Below are 20,605 nucleotides of genomic sequence, written 5' to 3'. Positions count from 1 at the left end.
TCTGACAAGCCATGTCCTTCACATCTGGAATGAGCTATGTCTACAACAAAACTGACCCGCCGCGAACAGCGCGAACACGCACAACGCTTCATCGACACCCTGGAAGGCACCGCTTTCCCGAACTCAACGCGCATCTACATCACCGGTTCACAGGCCGATATCCGCGTGCCGATGCGCGAAATCCAGCTCAGCCCGACGCTTATCGGCGGCAGCAAAGAGCACCCGCAGTTTGAAGACAACGAAGCCGTGCCGGTGTATGACACCTCCGGCCCGTACGGCGATCCTGATGTTGCTATCAACGTGCAGCAGGGTCTGGCAAAGCTTCGCCAGCCGTGGATTGACGCCCGTAACGACTGCGAAGAACTGAGCGTGCGCAGCTCGGCGTACACCAACGCGCGCCTGGCCGACGACGGTCTGGACGAGCTGCGCTTTACTGGCCTGCTGACGCCAAAACGCGCTAAAGCGGGCAAATGCGTAACCCAGTTGCACTACGCGCGACAGGGTATCGTCACGCCGGAGATGGAGTTCATCGCCATCCGCGAAAACATGGGCCGCGAGCGCATTCGCAGCGAAGTGCTGCGCCAACAGCATCCGGGTGAAGGGTTTGGCGCTCGCCTGCCGGAGAACATCACGCCGGAATTCGTGCGTGATGAAGTAGCCGCCGGGCGCGCGATTATTCCCGCCAACATCAACCACCCGGAATCCGAGCCGATGATTATCGGCCGCAACTTTCTGGTGAAGGTCAACGCCAACATCGGCAACTCTGCCGTCACCTCTTCCATCGAAGAAGAGGTGGAAAAGCTGGTCTGGTCAACGCGCTGGGGCGCGGACACGGTGATGGACCTCTCCACCGGCCGTTACATTCACGAAACCCGCGAATGGATCCTGCGTAACAGCCCGGTGCCGATTGGCACCGTCCCGATTTATCAGGCGCTGGAGAAGGTCAACGGCATCGCCGAAAACCTCACCTGGGAAGCGTTCCGCGACACGCTGCTGGAGCAGGCGGAACAGGGCGTGGACTACTTCACCATTCACGCGGGCGTGCTGCTGCGCTACGTGCCGATGACCGCGAAGCGTCTGACCGGTATCGTCTCACGCGGCGGTTCGATTATGGCGAAATGGTGCCTTTCCCATCATCAGGAAAACTTCCTCTACGAGCACTTCCGCGAAATCTGCGAGATCTGCGCCGCTTATGACGTTTCTCTGTCGCTGGGCGATGGCCTGCGTCCTGGCTCCATCCGTGACGCGAACGACGAGGCGCAGTTTGCCGAGCTGCACACGCTGGGCGAGTTGACCAAAATCGCCTGGGAGTACGATGTGCAGGTGATGATTGAAGGCCCGGGCCATGTGCCGATGCAGATGATCCGCCGCAACATGACCGAGGAGCTGGAGCACTGCCACGAAGCACCGTTCTACACCCTGGGGCCGTTGACCACCGATATTGCGCCGGGCTATGACCACTTCACTTCCGGGATCGGCGCGGCGATGATCGGCTGGTTCGGCTGCGCCATGCTCTGCTACGTGACGCCGAAAGAGCACCTCGGGCTGCCAAACAAAGAGGACGTGAAGCAGGGGCTGATCACCTACAAGATTGCCGCCCACGCGGCGGATCTGGCGAAAGGCCATCCGGGCGCGCAAATTCGCGACAACGCCATGTCCAAAGCGCGCTTTGAATTCCGCTGGGAAGACCAGTTCAACCTGGCGCTGGATCCGTTCACCGCCCGCGCCTACCACGACGAAACCCTGCCGCAGGAATCGGGCAAAGTCGCGCACTTCTGCTCCATGTGTGGGCCGAAGTTCTGCTCGATGAAAATCAGCCAGGAGGTACGCGATTACGCCGCCGCGCAGACCATTGAAGTCGGCATGGCAGACATGTCCGAAACCTTCCGCGCCAAAGGCGGCGAAATCTACCTCAAAAAGGAGGAGGCGTAATGTACCAGCCCGATTTCCCACCTGTCCCCTTCCGCTTAGGGCTTTACCCGGTGGTGGACAGCGTGGCGTGGATAGAGCGCTTGCTGGAGGCAGGCGTTCGCACCCTCCAGCTGCGCATCAAGGATAAACGCGACGAAGAGGTGGAGGCCGATGTGGCCGCCGCTATCGCGCTGGGACGTCGCTACCACGCCCGCCTGTTTATCAACGACTACTGGCGGCTGGCGGTTAAACACCAGGCGTATGGCGTGCATCTGGGACAGGAAGATCTGGAAACGACCGATCTCAACGCAATCCGTAACGCCGGTCTGCGGCTGGGCGTTTCCACCCACGATGATATGGAGATCGACGTGGCGCTGGCGGCCCGCCCCTCCTACATCGCCCTCGGCCACGTTTTCCCGACGCAAACCAAACAGATGCCGTCTGCCCCACAGGGTTTGGCTCAGCTGGCAGCCCACGTTAAGCGCCTTGCCGATTACCCTACCGTCGCCATCGGCGGGATCAGCCTTGATCGTGCGCCCGCCGTGCTGGAAACCGGCGTCGGCAGTATCGCCGTCGTCAGCGCTATCACCCAGGCCGCAGACTGGCAGGCCGCCACCGCACGGCTCTTACAACTGGCAGGAGCAGGCGATGAAAGATCGTGATTTTATGCGCTACAGCCGCCAGATCCTGCTGGAGGATATCGCCATTGACGGGCAGCAAAAGCTGCTCGCCAGCCGGGTACTGATTGTCGGTTTGGGTGGCTTGGGCGCGCCCGCCGCGCTGTATCTGGCCGGGGCGGGCGTGGGAACGCTGGTACTGGCCGATGACGATGAGGTACACCTCAGCAACCTGCAACGGCAAATCCTCTTCACGACAGAAGATGTTAACCAGCCTAAAGCACAGGTTACGCGCAAGCGGCTGAACCAGCTTAACCCCGATATTGAACTGGTGGCGCTCCAGACGCGGCTGAGCGGAGAAGATCTGCAACGCGAAGTTGCCCTTGCCGACGTGGTGCTGGACTGCACGGACAATATGGCGACGCGTCAGGCCATTAATGCGGCCTGTGTTGCACAGAACACGCCGCTGATCACCGCCAGCGCGGTCGGTTTCGGCGGGCAGATAATGGTGCTTACGCCGCCGTGGGCGCAGGGCTGCTACCGCTGCCTGTGGCCGGACGAGGCTGAACCGGAGCGTAACTGCCGCACGGCTGGCATTCTTGGGCCGGTGGTGGGCGTGATGGGTACCCTTCAGGCGCTGGAAGCCATCAAGTTGCTCAGCGGCATGGAAACAGAGCGCAACACGCTCCGGCTGTTCGACGCCCGTTCCAGCGGCTGGCGCCATCTGGCGTTAAACCGCGCCAACCGCTGCCCGGTATGCGGAGGCCGCGATGCGCATTCTGTTTAACGATGAGCCGATGACGTGCGACGACGATCTCACCGTTGCCGCCCTGCTCGACACGCTGCGCCAGCTGAAGCCGGGAACGGCACTGGCGCTCAATCAACAGATCCTGCCGCGCGAGCGGTGGGAACATCAGCAGGTCATTGAAGGCGACCAGATCCTGCTGTTTCAGGTTATCGCTGGGGGCTGAGATGTTACGTATTGCCGACAAAGTCTTTGATTCACATCTGTTTACCGGAACCGGAAAATTCGCCTCCCCGCAGCTAATGGTGGATGCTATTCGTGAAAGCGGCAGCCAGCTGGTGACGCTGGCGATGAAGCGCGTGGATCTGCGTCAGCACAACGATGCCATACTTGCGCCGTTACTGGAGGCAGGCGTGACGCTCTTACCCAATACCTCCGGTGCGAAAACGGCCGAGGAAGCAATTTTCGCTGCGCATCTGGCCCGGGAAGCGCTCGGCACCTGCTGGCTGAAGCTGGAAATTCATCCGGACGCCCGCTGGCTGTTGCCCGATCCGATCGAAACCCTGAAAGCGGCAGAGACGCTGGTGCAGCAGGGATTCACCGTTCTGCCCTACTGTGGTGCCGATCCCGTGCTGTGTAAGCGTCTGGAAGAGGCCGGCTGCGCGGCCGTGATGCCGTTAGGGGCGCCCATTGGCTCCAACCAGGGACTGGAGACCCGCGCGATGCTGGAGATCATCATCGAGCAGGCGACCGTGCCCGTGGTGGTGGATGCGGGCATCGGCGTACCCAGTCATGCCGCGCAGGCGCTGGAGATGGGGGCCGATGCGGTGCTGGTCAATACCGCGATTGCGGTGGCCGACGACCCGGTGATGATGGCGCGTGCGTTCCGCCTTGCCGTGGAGTCCGGTCTGCTGGCACGACAGTCCGGCCCCGGCTCGCGCAGCTTTCAGGCGCAGGCCACCAGCCCGCTGACCGGTTTTCTGGAGGCACTCTGATGGCTACCTTTACCGATCGCTGGCGTCAGCTTAACTGGGACGATATTGCCTTACGCATCAACAGTAAAACCTCTGCGGACGTAGAGCGGGCATTAACAGCCCGGCATGTGACCCGCGAGGATTTGATGGCCCTGCTTTCTCCGGCTGCTAGCGCATACCTTGAACCGATGGCGCAGCGCGCGCAACGCCTCACCCGCCAGCGCTTTGGCAACACGGTGAGCTTTTACGTGCCGCTTTATCTCTCTAACCTGTGCGCCAACGACTGCACCTACTGTGGCTTCTCAATGAGCAACCGCATTAAGCGTAAAACGCTGGATGAGCATGAGATCGCCCGCGAGTGTGCGGCTATTCGTGAGATGGGTTTTGAACATCTCTTACTGGTGACGGGTGAACATCAGGGCAAAGTGGGGATGGACTATTTTCGCCAGCATCTTCCGGCCATCCGCCGCGAATTTGCCTCATTGCAAATGGAAGTGCAGCCTCTGTCGCAAGAGGAATATGCGGAACTGAAAACCCTTGGGCTGGACGGCGTCATGGTCTATCAGGAAACCTACCACGAGGCGACCTATGCCCGGCATCACCTGAAAGGGAAGAAGCAGGATTTCATCTTCCGGCTGGAAACGCCGGACAGGCTGGGGCGCGCCGGTATCGATAAAATTGGGCTGGGCGCGCTTATCGGTCTGTCCGACAGCTGGCGGGTTGACTGCTATATGGTGGCGGAGCATCTGCTGTGGCTACAGCAGTACTACTGGCAAAGCCGCTATTCCATCTCATTCCCACGGCTGCGTCCGTGTACGGGAGGCATTGAACCCGCCTCGCTGATGAATGAGCGCCAGCTGGTGCAAACCCTGTGCGCATTTCGCCTGTTCGCGCCGGAAGTGGAATTGTCGCTCTCCACGCGTGAATCCCCCGCGTTTCGCGACCGCGCGATCCCTCTGGCGATCAACAACGTCAGCGCCTTTTCCAAAACGCAGCCGGGCGGTTACGCGGACGATCGCCCGGAACTGGAACAGTTTGCACCGCACGACGGACGACGGCCCGACGCGGTGGCGGAAGCCCTGACTGCACAGGGGCTACAGCCCGTGTGGAAAGACTGGGACAGCTGGCTGGGAAGAGCTTCGCATTTGCGCTGAAACCGCCTGCAACAACGCGGAAAGGTTACGAGACGGCTCGTAAGATCAACGCCGGGCGATTGAGGAGATCTGCCCGGTTTTATTAGGATTAACCACGTCAGCAACGGACGCTGACCAGGGTGAAAATGCTTCTTCCTCGTTTCGCCCTGCCCTCCGCCTCTTAAACAAAATTTCAATTGATAAAATAAATACGTCGTTTCTTATCTACTCTTAAGATAAATCAACCCGTCGGAAATCGCTTTCTGTATAATTTACTACCAGCAATCTGACAGCGACTATGCTGAGGATATCGACAGACGCAACGCGTCTACCATCTGGATTGATGCACAACTCATGGCACTCCACAGTAAAAAGCTCTCTTTCACCCGACCAATTATGGTCAGCTTCGCGGGGATTCTGTTCAGTTTCGCGATAATTGCGATCCTGGTCATCCTTTCACAACGGAAGGATTTTATTGAGGATTATCATAAAATTAATGGTAACTTCACCCATAATCTGGCGGTGAACTATACCGAATCCATTCTGCGAGAAAACGACTATATTCTTGGTCGCGCTGCGATGTACTACGCCCGTGACGACAGAGTGAATCAGACGATAAATATCGATCCAGCACAGGGTTTGCAGATGTTAATGCATTTGCAGAACCTGATGCCGACGGTGTCGTCTATCTCTCTGGCGGACACCGAAGGGCACCATCTGCGCGCGCCGGAAGTACTGCCAACGGAGAAGAGTAGGTCGTTCGACGCACGAACACGCCCATGGTTTATCGGGCAAGCGGAAGCCAGCAACTTTCCTCACTACACCCGCCCCTATCTGGACTATTTCACCCAACATCCTACGGTCACCCTCTATAAACCGGTCATTTCACCGGAAGGCCGTCTGAAGGGCACGCTCGCTTTCCATCTTGATTTAACCTCCATGGGGTATACCCTGCGCCAGATGGTGGCACCGGTTCAGGGTGAGTTTTTTGTCGTGGAACGTGACGGCGCCGTTGTGCTGCATCCGGACACGGGGGCGCTCTTTAAGCAGTACGTAAGCGAAGCGCTGATGGACAAAATGACCAGCGGCGAAGGGCATCTTTTCGACCCCAAAAGTAAAACCTGGTATTACTACTACTCTTTCACCAATCCGGACTGGTTTGTGATTTATCGGGTCTCCGATGCCACGCTTTCCGTCATCACCCGGCATGAAACCACCGTCGTCGGCTGGGGATTTGCGCTGGCGGCAATCATCATCATTCTGTTTGGGCTCTACCTGCGCCATGCCTCGCGTTCTGTGCTGATGAACATTATCAACGCCATCAAAACCGGAGACGTCAATCAGGCGCCACGTCTTGAGGCGATGCTCAGCCATACCATTCGAACCAATAAGGAACGTGAGATGGCCTATGTCCGTCAGGCCACCCATGATGCGCTGACAGGCTGCAAGAACCGCCGTGCTTTCGACAACGATGTGGATGAGCTGCTGACCGCTCATCAACCCTTCGTTCTGGCGCTGGTCGATATCGATAACTTCAAATCTATTAACGACACCTGGGGCCACCTGAGCGGGGATATTGTTCTGCGCAGCGTGGCGCGCGAAGGTATTCAGATCATGCAGCCGCACCACGTTTCCGTTTACCGCTACGGTGGGGAAGAGTTCGGGGTGATTTTCCCGGCCGAGCTGATGAACTCCGCGCACGCGCTACTGGAAGCCTGGCGCACCGCCGTGGAAAAACGGACCTGGCGGGAAGAGAACCTGCGAGTAACCTTCAGCGCGGGGGTGGGAGAGTGGCACTTCGAACCGCTGGAACAATTTATCGGCAGCGTAGATGAAGCGCTGTATACCGCTAAACAACAGGGTAAAAACCGCATCGTAAGCACGGCCAGCCGATAATACCCTTCCTGAAATTCCGCCCGTTAAGACGGGCAGAATGCTTTCATGTATAAAATTGTAACCGGTTTCAGAAAAATGCCGATTTCTTTGTGATGCCTGACACACAATCGCGGTAAAGCGGTTGTTGAAGCGGTCTGCGCGGGATAATTATCAATAAACACATGTAGATCGAGGCTGACTATGAAGAACATCGTTTTATGCTGTGCAGCGGGAATGTCAACCAGCATGCTGGTTCAACGTATGAAAGATGCCGCGCAGAAAAAAGGAGTCGAAGTAACCATTAAAGCCGTTCCGGTCGCGGAGTTTAAAGATAACATCGCGACGGCTGATATCGTATTACTGGGGCCACAGGTTAAATACGAACAGGCAAAACTCCAGGCGCAGGCCGATCCGCTTGGAAAAAAGGTCGCGGTTATCGACATGATGGATTACGGCATGATGAAAGGTGATGCCGTACTGGAAAAAGCGCTCAAGCTGCTGGAGTCATAATGGAAGACTTAGAAACTACAATCATGGAGCTACTGGTCAATGCAGGTGCGGCGCGCAGTGCGGCCCTGACAGCGTTGCAGATGGCGCGAAAAGGTGACTTTGACGAAGCCGAGAAAGCGATGGAAGAGTCGCGTGAATATGTGAAACATGCGCATACGATCCAGACGCAGCTCATCGGTCTTGATGAAGGGACAGGTAAACTTCCGGTTAACCTGATCACCGTTCACTCTCAGGATCACCTGATGAACGCGATGGTCATTCAGGATCTGGCGGGCGATATGATTGAGCTTTATCGACGCATCCCGTTAGTGAATTGAAGACATACAGACGTAAAAAAACCCGCCGAGGCGGGTTTTTTATTGTCGGGTGGCGCTGCGCTTACCCGACCTGTGATTCATATGCCCGGTAATTTTACCTACCGGGCATCAACGATTACTCGTTGTCGGAACCGCCCAGACCTGCGTTCAGCAGTTCTGCAAGGCTCGCGGATGCATCTTCGGCAGTCACCTGCGGTGCAGCTGGCAGTTCACCCGCTGCACGACGACGCATACGATCCTGGTGGTACGCATAACCGGTACCGGCCGGGATCAGACGACCCACGATAACGTTCTCTTTCAGACCGCGCAGTTCATCACGTTTACCTGCAACAGCCGCTTCGGTCAGGACACGAGTGGTTTCCTGGAACGATGCAGCAGAGATGAAGGACTCGGTTGCCAGAGACGCTTTGGTGATACCCAGCAGATCGCGTGCAAAGGTCGCACCGATTTTGCCGTTCGCTTCCAGATCGCGGTTAGCGATCTTAACGCGTGAGTATTCAACCTGCTCGCCTTCCAGGAAGTCGGAGCTGCCCGCGTTTTCGATGGTTGCTTTACGCAGCATCTGACGAACGATAACTTCGATGTGCTTATCGTTAATCTTAACGCCCTGCAGACGGTATACGTCCTGTACTTCGTTAACAATGTAACGAGTAACAGCATGCACACCACGCAGACGCAGGATGTCGTGCGGCGCTTCTGGACCATCGGAGACCACGTCACCACGTTCCACGCGTTCACCTTCGAACACGTTGAGCTGACGCCACTTAGGAATCATCTCTTCGTACGGCTCGCTGCCATCTACTGGCGTGATAACCAGACGGCGCTTACCTTTGGTCTCTTTACCGAAGGAGATGATACCGCTGATTTCAGCCAGGATAGCAGGCTCTTTCGGACGACGTGCTTCGAACAGGTCCGCAACGCGTGGCAGACCACCGGTGATGTCCTTGGTACCGCCGGATTCCTGAGGAATACGCGCCAGGGTGTCACCAGAGCTGATCTGTACGCCATCTTCCAGCTGTACAATCGCTTTACCCGGCAGGAAGTACTGCGCAGGCATATCGGTGCCAGGGATCAGAACGTCGTTACCCTGAGCATCAACGATTTTCAGTGCAGGACGCAGATCTTTACCACCGGTAGTACGTTCAGCAGAATCCAGAACCACCAGAGAAGACAGACCGGTCAGCTCGTCGGTCTGACGAGTAATGGTCTGGCCGTCGATCATGTCAGTGAAGCGGATGAAACCACTTACTTCGGTGATAACCGGCATGGTGTGTGGATCCCAGTTTGCTACGGTTTCGCCGCCGGCAACCTGCTCGCCATCACCTTTCGCCATAACCGCACCGTAAGGCACTTTATAGCTCTCTTTGGTACGACCGAATTCGTCGATCAGCTTCAGCTCGGTGTTACGAGAAGTCACAACCAGCTTGCCTGCGGAGTTAACAACAGACTTCGCGTTGCTGAGCTTGATGCTACCTTTGTTTTTCACCTGGATGCTGGATTCAGCAGCCGCACGAGATGCCGCACCACCGATGTGGAACGTACGCATCGTCAGCTGTGTACCCGGCTCACCGATGGACTGTGCTGCGATAACGCCGATAGCCTCACCTTTGTTGATGATGTGGCCACGCGCCAGGTCACGACCGTAGCAGTGCGCACACACACCAAAGTCGGTGTCACAGGATACAACGGAACGCACTTTCACAGAGTCAACAGAGTTCGCTTCCAGCAGGTCACACCACTGTTCGTGCAGCAGAGTGTTGCGTGGAACCAGAATGTCTGCGGTGCCCGGCTTCAGGATGTCTTCCGCGGTCACACGACCCAGTACGCGATCGCGCAGCGGCTCTTTAACATCACCACCCTCGATAACCGGGGTCATGGTGATACCTTCGAGGGTGCCACAATCGTCTTCGGTGACGACCAGATCCTGCGCAACGTCAACCAGACGACGCGTCAGATAACCGGAGTTCGCCGTTTTCAGTGCGGTATCCGCCAGACCTTTACGCGCACCGTGCGTGGAGATGAAGTACTGGAGTACGTTCAGACCTTCACGGAAGTTCGCGGTGATTGGCGTTTCGATGATGGAGCCATCTGGCTTCGCCATCAGACCACGCATACCTGCCAGCTGACGAATCTGTGCCGCAGAACCACGCGCACCGGAGTCGGCCATCATGTAGATGCTGTTGAAGGAGACCTGCTGCTCTTCTACGCCGTCACGGTTAATCACGGTTTCGGTTTGCAGGTTATCCATCATCGCTTTGGATACACGATCGTTCGCCGCAGCCCAGATATCGATAACTTTGTTGTAACGTTCGCCTGCGGTTACCAGACCAGACTGGAACTGCTCCTGGATCTCAGCAACTTCAGCTTCCGCTTCAGAGATGATCTCGTGTTTCTTCTCTGGGATGACCATGTCATCGATACCAACAGATGCACCTGAACGCGCTGCATAAGCAAAGCCGGTATACATTGTCTGGTCAGCGAAGATAACGGTCGGCTTCAGGCCCAGAATGCGGTAACAGGTGTTCAGCATTTTGGAGATCGCTTTCTTGCCCAGCGCCTGGTTGACGATGGAGAAAGGCAGACCTTTCGGTACGATCATCCACAGAATCGCACGGCCAACGGTCGTGTCTTTCAGGCTGGTAATCGCCACGAATTCGCCGTTTTCATCTTTTTCGTATTCGGTGATACGCACTTTAACGCGCGCATGCAGAGAGGCCAGGCCAGCGCGATAAATACGCTCAGCTTCTTTCGGGCCAGTCAGCACCATGCCTTCGCCTTTGGCGTTAACACAGTCACGGGTCATATAGTACAGACCCAATACAACGTCCTGAGAAGGAACGATGATAGGTTCACCGTTCGCTGGAGACAGGATGTTGTTGGTAGACATCATCAGCGCACGCGCTTCGAGCTGGGCTTCCAGCGTCAGCGGTACGTGAACAGCCATCTGGTCACCATCGAAGTCGGCGTTATAGGCCGCACAAACCAGCGGGTGCAGCTGGATCGCTTTACCTTCGATCAGGACTGGCTCAAATGCCTGGATACCCAAACGGTGCAGAGTTGGTGCACGGTTCAGCAGTACCGGGTGTTCGCGGATCACTTCGTCCAGGATATCCCAAACGACAGCTTCTTCACGCTCAACCATTTTCTTAGCGGCTTTGATGGTGGTGGCCAGGCCACGCAGTTCCAGCTTGCCGTAGATGAACGGTTTGAACAGCTCCAGAGCCATTTTCTTCGGCAGACCGCACTGATGCAGACGCAGGTATGGACCTACGGTGATTACAGAACGACCGGAGTAGTCAACACGCTTACCGAGCAGGTTCTGACGGAAACGACCCTGCTTACCTTTGATCATGTCGGCCAAAGATTTCAGAGGACGTTTGTTAGAACCGGTGATCGCACGACCGCGACGACCGTTATCCAGCAGGGCATCTACCGCTTCCTGCAGCATACGTTTTTCGTTGCGTACGATGATGTCCGGCGCAGCCAGATCCAGCAGACGTTTCAGACGGTTGTTACGGTTGATCACGCGACGGTACAGATCGTTCAGATCCGACGTTGCGAAACGACCACCATCCAGCGGAACCAGCGGACGCAGATCTGGCGGCAGAACCGGCAGAACGGTCAGGATCATCCACTCTGGTTTGTTACCAGACTGTACGAACGCTTCCAGCAGTTTGATACGCTTGGTCAGCTTTTTACGCTTGGTTTCGGAGTTGGTTTCGTTCAGCTCTTCGCGCAGAGTTTCACACTCTTGCTCCAGATCCATGCTCTTCAGCAGGGCCTGGATAGCTTCCGCACCCATCTTCGCGTCGAATTCGTCACCGAACTCTTCCAGCGCGTCCAGATACTGTTCTTCGGTCAGGATCTGGTTACGTTCCAGATTCGTCATCCCGCCTTCGATCACAACATAAGATTCGAAGTACAGAACACGTTCGATATCGCGCAGCGGCATATCCAGCAGCAGGCCGATACGGGACGGCAGAGATTTCAGGAACCAGATGTGAGCAGTTGGAGACGCCAGCTCAATGTGGCCCATACGCTCACGGCGTACTTTGGTCTGGGTCACTTCAACGCCGCACTTCTCGCAGATCACACCACGGTGTTTCAGGCGCTTGTACTTACCGCACAGGCACTCGTAGTCTTTTACTGGCCCGAAAATACGCGCACAGAAAAGGCCGTCACGCTCAGGTTTGAACGTACGGTAGTTGATGGTTTCCGGCTTTTTAACTTCACCAAAAGACCATGAACGGATCATGTCTGGCGAAGCCAGAGCAATTTTGATCGCATCAAACTCTTCGGTTTTAGTCTGCGCTTTCAGAAACTTTAATAAATCTTTCACGGATTTGCTCCCGTCGGAGTTAGCACAATCTGGTGTCGGGGGTTAACCCGACACCAGTGACCTGTTTGAGCGAGAATTACTCGTCTTCCAGTTCGATGTTGATACCCAGCGAACGAATCTCTTTCAACAGTACGTTGAAGGATTCTGGCATGCCCGGTTCCATCTGATGGTTGCCGTCTACGATGTTCTTATACATCTTAGTACGACCATTCACGTCATCAGACTTAACGGTGAGCATTTCCTGCAGGGTGTATGCTGCGCCGTATGCTTCCAGCGCCCACACTTCCATCTCCCCGAAGCGCTGACCACCGAACTGAGCCTTACCACCCAGCGGCTGCTGAGTAACCAGGCTGTAAGAACCGGTAGAACGAGCGTGCATCTTGTCGTCGACCAGGTGGTTCAGTTTCAGCATGTACATGTAACCTACGGTTACCGGACGCTCGAACTGTTCACCGGTACGGCCGTCAAACAGCGTAATCTGACCAGACGTTGGCAGACCACCCAGTTGCAGCAGCTCTTTAATTTCAGCTTCTTTTGCACCGTCGAATACCGGCGTTGCAATTGGCATACCCTTACGCAGGTTTTCCGCCAGACGCAGAACTTCATCATCGCTGAAGGTGTTCAGGTCGACTTTCTGACGCACGTCGGTACCCAGATCGTAGGCACGCTGGATGAACTCGCGCAGTTTCGCGACTTCTTCCTGCTGCTTCAGCATGGCGTTAATCTTGTCGCCGATACCTTTCGCAGCCATACCCAGGTGGGTTTCCAGGATCTGACCGATGTTCATACGAGACGGTACACCCAGTGGGTTCAGTACGATATCTACCGGCGTACCGTTAGCATCGTGCGGCATATCTTCGATCGGGTTGATCTTAGAGATAACACCCTTGTTACCGTGACGACCTGCCATCTTGTCACCAGGCTGGATCTGACGTTTAACAGCCAGATACACCTTAACAATCTTCAGCACGCCTGGTGCCAGATCGTCGCCCTGAGTGATTTTGCGGCGTTTCGCTTCGAGTTTTTTCTCGAACTCGTGTTTCAGTTCGTCATACTGCTCAGCCAGCTGTTCCAGCTGATTCTGTTTCTCTTCGTCGGTCAGGCCCAGCTCCAGCCAGCGATCGCGTGGCAGTTTGTCGAGCTTCTCAGCTTCAACGCCACCGGCAACCAGCACCGCATAGATACGGCTGAACAGACCCGCTTCGAGGATTTGCAGTTCTTCAGACAGGTCTTTCTTAGCCTGTTTGAGCTGCATCTCTTCGATTTCCAGCGCACGCTTATCTTTCTCAACGCCGTCACGAGTGAAGACCTGAACGTCGATAACCGTACCGGAAACACCGTTTGGTACGCGCAGAGAAGAGTCTTTAACGTCAGACGCTTTCTCACCGAAGATAGCACGCAGCAGTTTCTCTTCTGGCGTCAGCTGGGTTTCGCCTTTCGGTGTAACCTTACCAACCAGAATGTCGCCGCCGGTCACTTCCGCACCGATGTAAACAATACCGGATTCATCCAGTTTGGAGAGCGCAGCTTCACCCACGTTAGGGATGTCGGCAGTGATCTCTTCTGGCCCCAGCTTGGTGTCACGGGACACACAGGCCAGTTCCTGAATGTGGATGGTGGTGAAACGATCTTCCTGAACCACACGCTCGGAGACGAGGATGGAGTCTTCGAAGTTGTAACCGTTCCACGGCATGAACGCTACGCGCATGTTCTGACCGAGCGCCAGTTCACCGAGGTCGGTGGACGGACCGTCTGCCAGCACGTCGCCGCGCTCAACTGGCTCACCCAGAGATACGCAAGGCATCTGGTTGATACAGGTGTTCTGGTTAGAACGGGTGTATTTGGTCAGGTTGTAGATGTCGATGCCCGCTTCGCCCGGATACATCTCGTCTTCGTTAACTTTGATAACGATACGGGATGCGTCAACGTACTGAACGGTACCGCCACGCTTAGCAACTGCTGTAACACCGGAGTCAACGGCAACAGCACGTTCCATACCGGTACCAACCAGCGGCTTATCAGCACGCAGAGTTGGAACGGCCTGACGTTGCATGTTCGCACCCATCAATGCACGGTTGGCGTCATCGTGTTCCAGGAACGGGATCAGGGACGCACCGACGGATACCACCTGTTGGGTGGATACGTCCATGTAGTCAACCTGGTCGCGACTGAACAGGCTGGATTCGCCTTTGCTACGGCAGGTAACCAGATCTTCTACAAAGTGGCCTTCGTCATCCAGGTTGGAGTTCGCCTGAGCGATAACGTAGTTGCCTTCTTCGATAGCAGACAGGTAATGAATTTCGTCGGTAACCACACCGTCGGTCACTTTACGATACGGGGTCTCAAGGAAACCGTATTCGTTTGTCTGTGCGTACACGGACAGGGAGTTGATCAGACCGATGTTTGGACCTTCAGGCGTTTCGATTGGACATACGCGACCGTAGTGAGTCGGGTGTACGTCTCGAACTTCAAAGCCTGCACGTTCACGGGTCAGACCGCCTGGGCCGAGTGCAGAGATACGACGTTTGTGCGTGATCTCAGACAGCGGGTTGTTCTGGTCCATGAACTGAGACAGCTGGCTGGAACCGAAGAACTCTTTCACTGCCGCAGAAATCGGCTTGGCGTTGATCATATCCTGAGGCATCAGGGTATCCAGATCGCCCAGAGACAGACGCTCTTTCACCGCACGCTCTACACGAACCAGGCCAACGCGGAACTGGTTTTCCGCCATTTCGCCTACGGAACGGATACGACGGTTGCCAAGGTGGTCGATATCATCGACTTCGCCTTTACCGTTACGGATATCGATGAGCTTCTTCATCACTTCAATGATGTCGTCTTTGCTCAGGATACCGGAACCTTCGATTTCGTCGCGCAGCAGAGAACGGTTGAACTTCATACGACCTACCGCGGACAGATCGTAGCGGTCTTCGGAGAAGAACAGGTTCTCGAACAGGCTTTCAGCCGCTTCGCGAGTTGGTGGCTCACCAGGACGCATCATGCGGTAGATTTCAACCAGCGCGCTCAGACGATCGTTGGTTGGGTCGACGCGTACAGTCTCAGAGATGTACGGACCGTGGTCCAGATCGTTGGTGAACAGCGTTTCGATACGTTTGTGGCCAGACTGGCTCAGCTTAGCCAGCAGATCCAGGCTCAGCTCCATGTTCGCCGGGCAGATCAGCTCGCCAGTTGATTCATCAACGTAATCTTTCGCGGCTACTTTTCCTGCAATGTATTCAACCGGAACTTCGATGTGTTTGATATCATCTTTTTCCAGCTGGCGGATGTGGCGCGCGGTGATACGGCGACCTTTTTCCACATACACTTTGCCGTCGGCTTCGATGTCGAACGACGCGGTCTCACCACGCAGACGTTCCGGCACCAACTCCATCTGCAACTTGTTGTCGCGGATTTCAAAGATCACTTTCTCAAAGAACAGGTCCAGGATCTGCTCAGTGGTATAGTTCAGTGCACGCAGAATGATGGTTGCAGGCAGCTTACGACGACGGTCGATACGGACAAACAGGTTGTCTTTTGGATCGAATTCGAAGTCCAGCCATGAACCACGGTAAGGAATGATGCGTGCGTTATACAGTACTTTACCGGAAGAGTGCGTTTTACCTTTATCGCTGTCGAAGAAGACGCCCGGGCTACGGTGCAGCTGGGAAACGATAACACGCTCAGTACCGTTGATAACGAAAGTACCGTTGTCCGTCATGAGTGGAATTTCACCCATGTAGACTTCTTGTTCTTTAATGTCTTTTACGGTGCCTTCCGGCGCTTCGCGCTCGTAGATCACCAGACGCAGTTTTACGCGCAGCGGTGCGGAATAGGTCACGCCACGGATCTGACATTCCTGAACGTCAAACACCGGTTCGCCAAGGCGGTAGCTGACGTACTGCAGCTCGGAATTACCGCTGTAGCTCTGAATCGGGAACACGGAACGGAAGGCTGCTTCCAGGCCGTACTGCCCTTCAGGATCTTGCTCGATAAACTTCTGGAACGAGTCAAGCTGGATAGAAAGGAGATATGGAATGTCCAGAACTTGTGGACGTTTACCAAAATCCTTACGAATACGTTTTTTCTCGGTATAGGAGTAAACCATAGGGTTCCTCAGCTCGCTGACAAGTCGACCCATCTGTCCGACGAAGGGACAGTTTGTGCAACACCATTTTGTGGACCGGAAAATTGAATACTTTCCGCAATACCTGTTGCTATCACGCTTAAACCATTTCATTGCGATTTACACAGAGCGAGCACCCTGTCGCAGTATATTAAGTCGTCGATAGAAACAAGCATTGTCAGGACAACCAGCAGTCAAACAGTGTGAAATGCTGCTGATGCCTTACAGCGCAAAAAGGCTGGTGACTAAAAAGTCACCAGCCATCAGCCTAATTACTTAGGCTGCAACCAGAAAAGTTGGCTTATTTAACTTCAACTTCAGCGCCAGCTTCTTCCAGAGATTTTTTCAGTGCTTCTGCGTCGTCTTTGCTCACGCCTTCTTTCAGCGCAGCTGGAGCAGATTCTACCAGGTCTTTAGCTTCTTTCAGACCCAGGCCAGTTGCGCCACGTACTGCTTTGATTACAGCAACTTTGTTCGCGCCAGCAGCTTTCAGAATTACGTCGAATTCAGTTTTTTCTTCAGCAGCTTCAGCCGGGCCCGCAGCTACAGCTACAGCAGCAGCAGCAGAAACACCGAATTTTTCTTCCATTGCAGAAACCAGCTCTACAACGTCCATTACGGACATAGCTGCTACTGCTTCAATGATTTGATCTTTAGTGATAGACATTTAAATTGTTCCTGAAAATCAGAATAAGTTTATACGTAAGCAAATGCTTTATAAAGATAACTGCGATTAAGCAGCTTCTTTCGCATCGCGTACAGCAGCCAGAGTGCGAACCAGTTTGCCAGCCGCAGCTTCTTTCATGGTTGCCATCAGGCGTGCAATTGCTTCTTCGTAGGTCGGCAGGGTGGCCAGGCGATCGATTTGCGATGCCGGGATCAACTCACCTTCAAAGGCTGCAGCTTTGACCTCAAATTTTGCATTCGCTTTCGCGAACTCTTTGAACAGACGAGCAGCAGCGCCCGGGTGTTCCATAGAGTATGCAATCAGGGTCGGACCAACAAACGTGTCTTTCAGGCACTCGAACTGAGTACCTTCAACTACGCGACGCAGCAGGGTGTTACGAACAACACGCATGTATACGCCAGCTTCACGACCTGCTTTACGCAGTTCAGTCATTTTGTCTACAGTAACGCCACGGGAATCCGCAACTACTGCAGACAGCGCGCCTTTGGCTACTTCGCTGACTTCAGCAACAATCGCTTGTTTGTCTTGAAGATTTAAAGCCATTAGCTTTGCTCCTGGATGTTTGCCGGAACTCATGTTCCGGAACTCACTTCACTCGACCCAACGGGAAGAGCGTCTTAATACGGTGAGCAGAAACAAGCCAGAGTATTTAAAATAATCTTAGCGTTCTGTCACCGTCTACGCAGGGGATTAAGTTTCTTGCGAAACACCTGCGGTCTTCGACGGAGGCCTGGATAGGCCAGGCTCCAACGAACAATTCTTTTAGCCGCTAACTTTTGTTAGCAAACGTGGGGGTAAGATTGTAGACAAAATCACCGCCCACGTAAAGGCATTAGTTTGCAGCAGCGCTCAGGCCAGCCTGGTCAACTGCAACACCTGCACCCATGGTGGTGGAGATGCTAACTTTCTTGATGTACACGCCTTTCGCCTGAGTTGGTTTAGCTTTTTTCAGCGCAACCAGTAGAGCTTCCAGGTTTTCTTTCAGTTTGTCAGCGTCAAAGTCCACTTTACCGATGGTGGTGTGGATGATGCCGTTTTTGTCGTTACGGTAACGAACCTGACCTGCTTTAGCGTTCTTAACCGCTTCAGCAACGTTAGGAGTTACAGTACCCACTTTCGGGTTTGGCATCAGGCCGCGTGGACCCAGAACCTGGCCCAGCTGGCCAACAACGCGCATTGCATCTGGAGAAGCAATAACAACGTCAAAGTTCATTTCGCCTTTCTTGATCTGATCAGCCAGATCTTCCATACCTACCAGTTCAGCGCCGGCAGCTTTAGCCGCTTCAGCGTTTGCACCCTGAGCAAATACAGCTACGCGTACGGAACGGCCAGTACCGTGTGGCAGTACAGTTGCGCCACGAACGTTCTGATCGGATTTACGAGCGTCGATGCCCAGGTTAACGGCAACGTCAACGCTTTCAACGAACTTAGCAGTTGCCAGTTCTTTCAGCAGAGCGATAGCTTCGTTGATGTCGTACTGTTTGGTCGCATCAACTTTGTCACGGATCACGGACATGCGCTTGGTCAGTTTAGCCATTTCTTAGTCCTCCACTACCAGGCCCATGGAACGTGCAGTACCTTCAATGGAGCGAGTCATCGCTTCAATGTCGGAACCAGTCATGTCGGCAGCTTTGGTCTGCGCGATTTCCTGCAGCTGAGCGCGGGAAATTTTACCCACTTTGTCTTTGTTCGGCTTACCGGAACCAGACTTGATGCCCGCTGCTTTCTTCAGCAGAACTGCTGCTGGAGGGGTTTTGGTAACGAAAGTGAAAGAACGGTCAGCGTAAACAGTGATTACAACTGGGATTGGCAGACCTTTTTCCATGGATTCAGTTTTGGCGTTGAACGCTTTACAGAATTCCATGATGTTCACACCCTGCTGACCCAGAGCTGGACCAACTGGTGGACTTGGGTTCGCCATACCTGCTGCAACCTGCAGCTTGACGTAGGCTTGTACTTTCTTAGCCATTCTAAAATCCTCTGATTGGGTAATAACGCCTCGGAGAGGCTCCCCGTGAATAAAATTCGTTTTACGGGTCGGAACCCATAAAAACAAAAGGCGCGAAATTGTATTCCAATCTCGCGCCCTGTGCAACGATTAAATCGTCGCTTTTTTGATCGCTGCTTAGGCTTTTTCTACCTGAGCAAAGTCCAGCTCTACCGGGGTCGCACGACCAAAGATAGAAACGGAAACTTTCAGGCGGGACTTCTCGTAGTCCACTTCTTCGACGACGCCATTAAAGTCAGCAAACGGACCGTCGTTAACACGAACCATCTCACCCGGTTCAAACAGCGTTTTCGGACGCGGTTTATCACCCACCTGCTGGAGGCGGTTCATAATCGCATCAACTTCTTTGTCGCTGATTGGCGCCGGACGGTCAGATGTGCCGCCGATAAAGCCCATCACGCGTGGTACGCTGCGCACCAGGTGCCAGCTCGCGTCGTTCATCACCATCTGAACCAGCACGTAACCCGGGAAGAATTTACGCTCGCTTTTGCGACGTTGGCCGCCACGGATCTCAACCACTTCTTCGGTCGGAACCATAACTTCGCCAAATAACTCTTCCATATTGTGTAATTTGATATGCTCACGCAGCGACGTAGCTACGCGGCCTTCAAAACCGGAAAACGCCTGAACGACGTACCAGCGCTTTTTAGGGGCTTCAGACATCTCAGAACCTCAGGCCAGTGATAAAGGATACCAGGCGAACCAGAATACCATCCAGTCCCCACAGGATCAGTGACATTACAGCGGTTACCGCCGCTACAATCAGCGTGGTGTGCAATGTTTCCTGGCGAGTCGGCCAAATGACCTTGCGGACTTCGGTACGCGCTTCGCGGGCAAACGCAACGGTCGCTTTGCCTTTCGTCGTCAACAGCGCGACACCACCCGCCGCAGCAATCAGAATTACCACTGCAAGCGCGCGTAGCGGCAGCATCATGTCACGATAAAGATAGTTGCCGACAATCGCCACAATCAGCAGCACGGCTACAACTACCCATTTCATCGCTTCCAGGCCGCGCCCGCTCCCTTGAGCTTCGGTATTCGCACTCATAAACCAACCTGTCAGAAGTATTCTACAAACATTTTCACCCCGCGAGTGCGAGGCAAACCAATCGAAATGCTATTCGCTTTTCGTATTATACGCTCTCCGCAGAGCCTGTCTCAGCAATGATTATGACAAAATTAATCACTGATGAGCCAGGTTCTGATGTGAAAGCGTGCAAAAAGGGCATCAAATGATGCCCTTTTATTGCGCATTGCGTCAAATGTTATCAGCGATTAGCCGAGAACTTTAGCAACAACGCCCGCGCCAACGGTACGGCCGCCTTCACGGATTGCGAAACGCAGACCGTCGTCCATCGCGATTGG

18 protein-coding genes are annotated in these 20,605 nt (G+C 54.6%); 9 read left to right on the top strand and 9 right to left on the bottom strand.

What is annotated here, in order from left to right; all coding sequences use genetic code 11:
- Window positions 1-36 precede the first annotated feature (36 nt).
- The 9 genes from thiC to ACOT1A_RS23285 all read left to right on the top strand — a co-directional run bounded on the left by thiC (window position 37) and on the right by ACOT1A_RS23285 (window position 8,082).
- On the top strand, window positions 37-1,932 hold the full coding sequence (gene thiC, locus ACOT1A_RS23325; protein ID WP_045309140.1) for a phosphomethylpyrimidine synthase ThiC: 1,896 nt from the start codon (window positions 37-39) through the stop codon (window positions 1,930-1,932).
- The gene (thiE, locus tag ACOT1A_RS23320) at window positions 1,932-2,573 is read left to right on the top strand and encodes a thiamine phosphate synthase (RefSeq protein ID WP_038415059.1); all 642 of its coding nucleotides are present in this window, start codon (window positions 1,932-1,934) and stop codon (window positions 2,571-2,573) included. Before thiC ends, thiE begins: the two co-directional genes overlap by 1 nt.
- Window positions 2,560-3,315 (top strand): thiazole biosynthesis adenylyltransferase ThiF, encoded by a 756-nt coding sequence (gene thiF / locus ACOT1A_RS23315; RefSeq protein ID WP_023299072.1) that lies wholly within the window; start codon window positions 2,560-2,562, stop codon window positions 3,313-3,315. The genes thiE and thiF overlap by 14 nt, the downstream gene beginning before the upstream one ends.
- Entirely contained in the window at window positions 3,299-3,499 is a 201-nt protein-coding gene (gene thiS, locus ACOT1A_RS23310; RefSeq protein ID WP_032626499.1) for a sulfur carrier protein ThiS, read from the top strand. The genes thiF and thiS overlap by 17 nt, the downstream gene beginning before the upstream one ends.
- A 1-nt stretch (window position 3,500) precedes the next feature.
- On the top strand, window positions 3,501-4,268 hold the full coding sequence (gene thiG / locus ACOT1A_RS23305; RefSeq protein ID WP_022646705.1) for a thiazole synthase: 768 nt from the start codon (window positions 3,501-3,503) through the stop codon (window positions 4,266-4,268).
- Window positions 4,268-5,401: a 2-iminoacetate synthase ThiH gene (gene thiH, locus ACOT1A_RS23300; RefSeq protein ID WP_232934953.1), complete on the top strand. Its 1,134-nt coding sequence runs from the start codon at window positions 4,268-4,270 to the stop codon at window positions 5,399-5,401. The genes thiG and thiH overlap by 1 nt, the downstream gene beginning before the upstream one ends.
- Window positions 5,402-5,734: 333 nt before the next feature.
- A complete protein-coding gene (locus ACOT1A_RS23295; RefSeq protein WP_022646703.1) occupies window positions 5,735-7,276 on the top strand; it encodes a sensor domain-containing diguanylate cyclase in 1,542 nt (513 codons plus the stop codon).
- A gap of 180 nt (window positions 7,277-7,456) precedes the next feature.
- The gene (locus tag ACOT1A_RS23290; protein WP_010425948.1) at window positions 7,457-7,765 is read left to right on the top strand and encodes a PTS sugar transporter subunit IIB; all 309 of its coding nucleotides are present in this window, start codon (window positions 7,457-7,459) and stop codon (window positions 7,763-7,765) included.
- Window positions 7,765-8,082 (top strand): PTS lactose/cellobiose transporter subunit IIA, encoded by a 318-nt coding sequence (locus tag ACOT1A_RS23285; RefSeq protein WP_003862327.1) that lies wholly within the window; start codon window positions 7,765-7,767, stop codon window positions 8,080-8,082. The genes ACOT1A_RS23290 and ACOT1A_RS23285 overlap by 1 nt, the downstream gene beginning before the upstream one ends.
- A gap of 115 nt (window positions 8,083-8,197) precedes the next feature.
- On the opposite strand, the gene rpoC is transcribed toward ACOT1A_RS23285, so the two are convergent.
- The 9 genes from rpoC to ACOT1A_RS23240 form a co-directional block, all read right to left on the bottom strand.
- Window positions 8,198-12,421 carry a DNA-directed RNA polymerase subunit beta' gene (gene rpoC, locus ACOT1A_RS23280; protein ID WP_023299069.1) on the bottom strand — a complete coding sequence of 1,408 codons (4,224 nt, stop codon included), beginning with the start codon at window positions 12,419-12,421 and terminating at the stop codon, window positions 8,198-8,200.
- 76 nt (window positions 12,422-12,497) lie between these two features.
- Window positions 12,498-16,526 carry a DNA-directed RNA polymerase subunit beta gene (gene rpoB / locus ACOT1A_RS23275; RefSeq protein ID WP_023299068.1) on the bottom strand — a complete coding sequence of 1,343 codons (4,029 nt, stop codon included), beginning with the start codon at window positions 16,524-16,526 and terminating at the stop codon, window positions 12,498-12,500.
- Window positions 16,527-16,845: 319 nt separating this feature from the next.
- Window positions 16,846-17,211 (bottom strand): 50S ribosomal protein L7/L12, encoded by a 366-nt coding sequence (rplL, locus tag ACOT1A_RS23270; RefSeq protein WP_002445276.1) that lies wholly within the window; start codon window positions 17,209-17,211, stop codon window positions 16,846-16,848.
- A gap of 66 nt (window positions 17,212-17,277) precedes the next feature.
- Window positions 17,278-17,775, bottom strand: a complete 498-nt coding sequence (rplJ, locus tag ACOT1A_RS23265) for a 50S ribosomal protein L10 (RefSeq protein WP_003862338.1) — start codon at window positions 17,773-17,775, stop codon at window positions 17,278-17,280.
- A gap of 289 nt (window positions 17,776-18,064) precedes the next feature.
- Window positions 18,065-18,769 (bottom strand): 50S ribosomal protein L1, encoded by a 705-nt coding sequence (gene rplA, locus ACOT1A_RS23260; protein WP_006810530.1) that lies wholly within the window; start codon window positions 18,767-18,769, stop codon window positions 18,065-18,067.
- Between the two features lie 3 nt (window positions 18,770-18,772).
- Window positions 18,773-19,201 carry a 50S ribosomal protein L11 gene (gene rplK, locus ACOT1A_RS23255; RefSeq protein WP_003862340.1) on the bottom strand — a complete coding sequence of 143 codons (429 nt, stop codon included), beginning with the start codon at window positions 19,199-19,201 and terminating at the stop codon, window positions 18,773-18,775.
- Window positions 19,202-19,357: 156 nt separating this feature from the next.
- Entirely contained in the window at window positions 19,358-19,903 is a 546-nt protein-coding gene (nusG, locus tag ACOT1A_RS23250) for a transcription termination/antitermination protein NusG (protein ID WP_003862341.1), read from the bottom strand.
- Window position 19,904: 1 nt separating this feature from the next.
- A complete protein-coding gene (gene secE / locus ACOT1A_RS23245; RefSeq protein WP_003862342.1) occupies window positions 19,905-20,288 on the bottom strand; it encodes a preprotein translocase subunit SecE in 384 nt (127 codons plus the stop codon).
- A 227-nt stretch (window positions 20,289-20,515) separates the two neighbouring features.
- A partial coding sequence (locus tag ACOT1A_RS23240) for an elongation factor Tu (RefSeq protein WP_001676084.1) occupies window positions 20,516-20,605 on the bottom strand: 90 nt, incomplete at its 5' end.

Source organism: Enterobacter cloacae complex sp. SYL003, assembly GCF_049236925.1.
Lineage (GTDB): Bacteria > Pseudomonadota > Gammaproteobacteria > Enterobacterales > Enterobacteriaceae > Enterobacter > Enterobacter intestinihominis.
This window is presented reverse-complemented; position numbering and strand designations above follow the sequence as displayed.

Excerpts from the sequence above, each read along its gene's own strand:
- thiC (WP_045309140.1), top strand. The coding sequence starts at position 37 with ATGTCTACAACAAAACTGACCCGCCGCGAACAGCGCGAACACGCACAA.
- thiE (WP_038415059.1), top strand. The coding sequence starts at position 1,932 with ATGTACCAGCCCGATTTCCCACCTGTCCCCTTCCGCTTAGGGCTTTAC.
- thiF (WP_023299072.1), top strand. The coding sequence starts at position 2,560 with ATGAAAGATCGTGATTTTATGCGCTACAGCCGCCAGATCCTGCTGGAG.
- thiS (WP_032626499.1), top strand. The coding sequence starts at position 3,299 with ATGCGCATTCTGTTTAACGATGAGCCGATGACGTGCGACGACGATCTC.
- thiG (WP_022646705.1), top strand. The coding sequence starts at position 3,501 with ATGTTACGTATTGCCGACAAAGTCTTTGATTCACATCTGTTTACCGGA.
- thiH (WP_232934953.1), top strand. The coding sequence starts at position 4,268 with ATGGCTACCTTTACCGATCGCTGGCGTCAGCTTAACTGGGACGATATT.
- ACOT1A_RS23295 (WP_022646703.1), top strand. The coding sequence starts at position 5,735 with ATGGCACTCCACAGTAAAAAGCTCTCTTTCACCCGACCAATTATGGTC.
- ACOT1A_RS23290 (WP_010425948.1), top strand. The coding sequence starts at position 7,457 with ATGAAGAACATCGTTTTATGCTGTGCAGCGGGAATGTCAACCAGCATG.
- ACOT1A_RS23285 (WP_003862327.1), top strand. The coding sequence starts at position 7,765 with ATGGAAGACTTAGAAACTACAATCATGGAGCTACTGGTCAATGCAGGT.
- rpoB (WP_023299068.1), bottom strand. The coding sequence starts at position 16,526 with ATGGTTTACTCCTATACCGAGAAAAAACGTATTCGTAAGGATTTTGGT.
- rplL (WP_002445276.1), bottom strand. The coding sequence starts at position 17,211 with ATGTCTATCACTAAAGATCAAATCATTGAAGCAGTAGCAGCTATGTCC.
- rplJ (WP_003862338.1), bottom strand. The coding sequence starts at position 17,775 with ATGGCTTTAAATCTTCAAGACAAACAAGCGATTGTTGCTGAAGTCAGC.
- rplA (WP_006810530.1), bottom strand. The coding sequence starts at position 18,769 with ATGGCTAAACTGACCAAGCGCATGTCCGTGATCCGTGACAAAGTTGAT.
- rplK (WP_003862340.1), bottom strand. The coding sequence starts at position 19,201 with ATGGCTAAGAAAGTACAAGCCTACGTCAAGCTGCAGGTTGCAGCAGGT.
- nusG (WP_003862341.1), bottom strand. The coding sequence starts at position 19,903 with ATGTCTGAAGCCCCTAAAAAGCGCTGGTACGTCGTTCAGGCGTTTTCC.
- secE (WP_003862342.1), bottom strand. The coding sequence starts at position 20,288 with ATGAGTGCGAATACCGAAGCTCAAGGGAGCGGGCGCGGCCTGGAAGCG.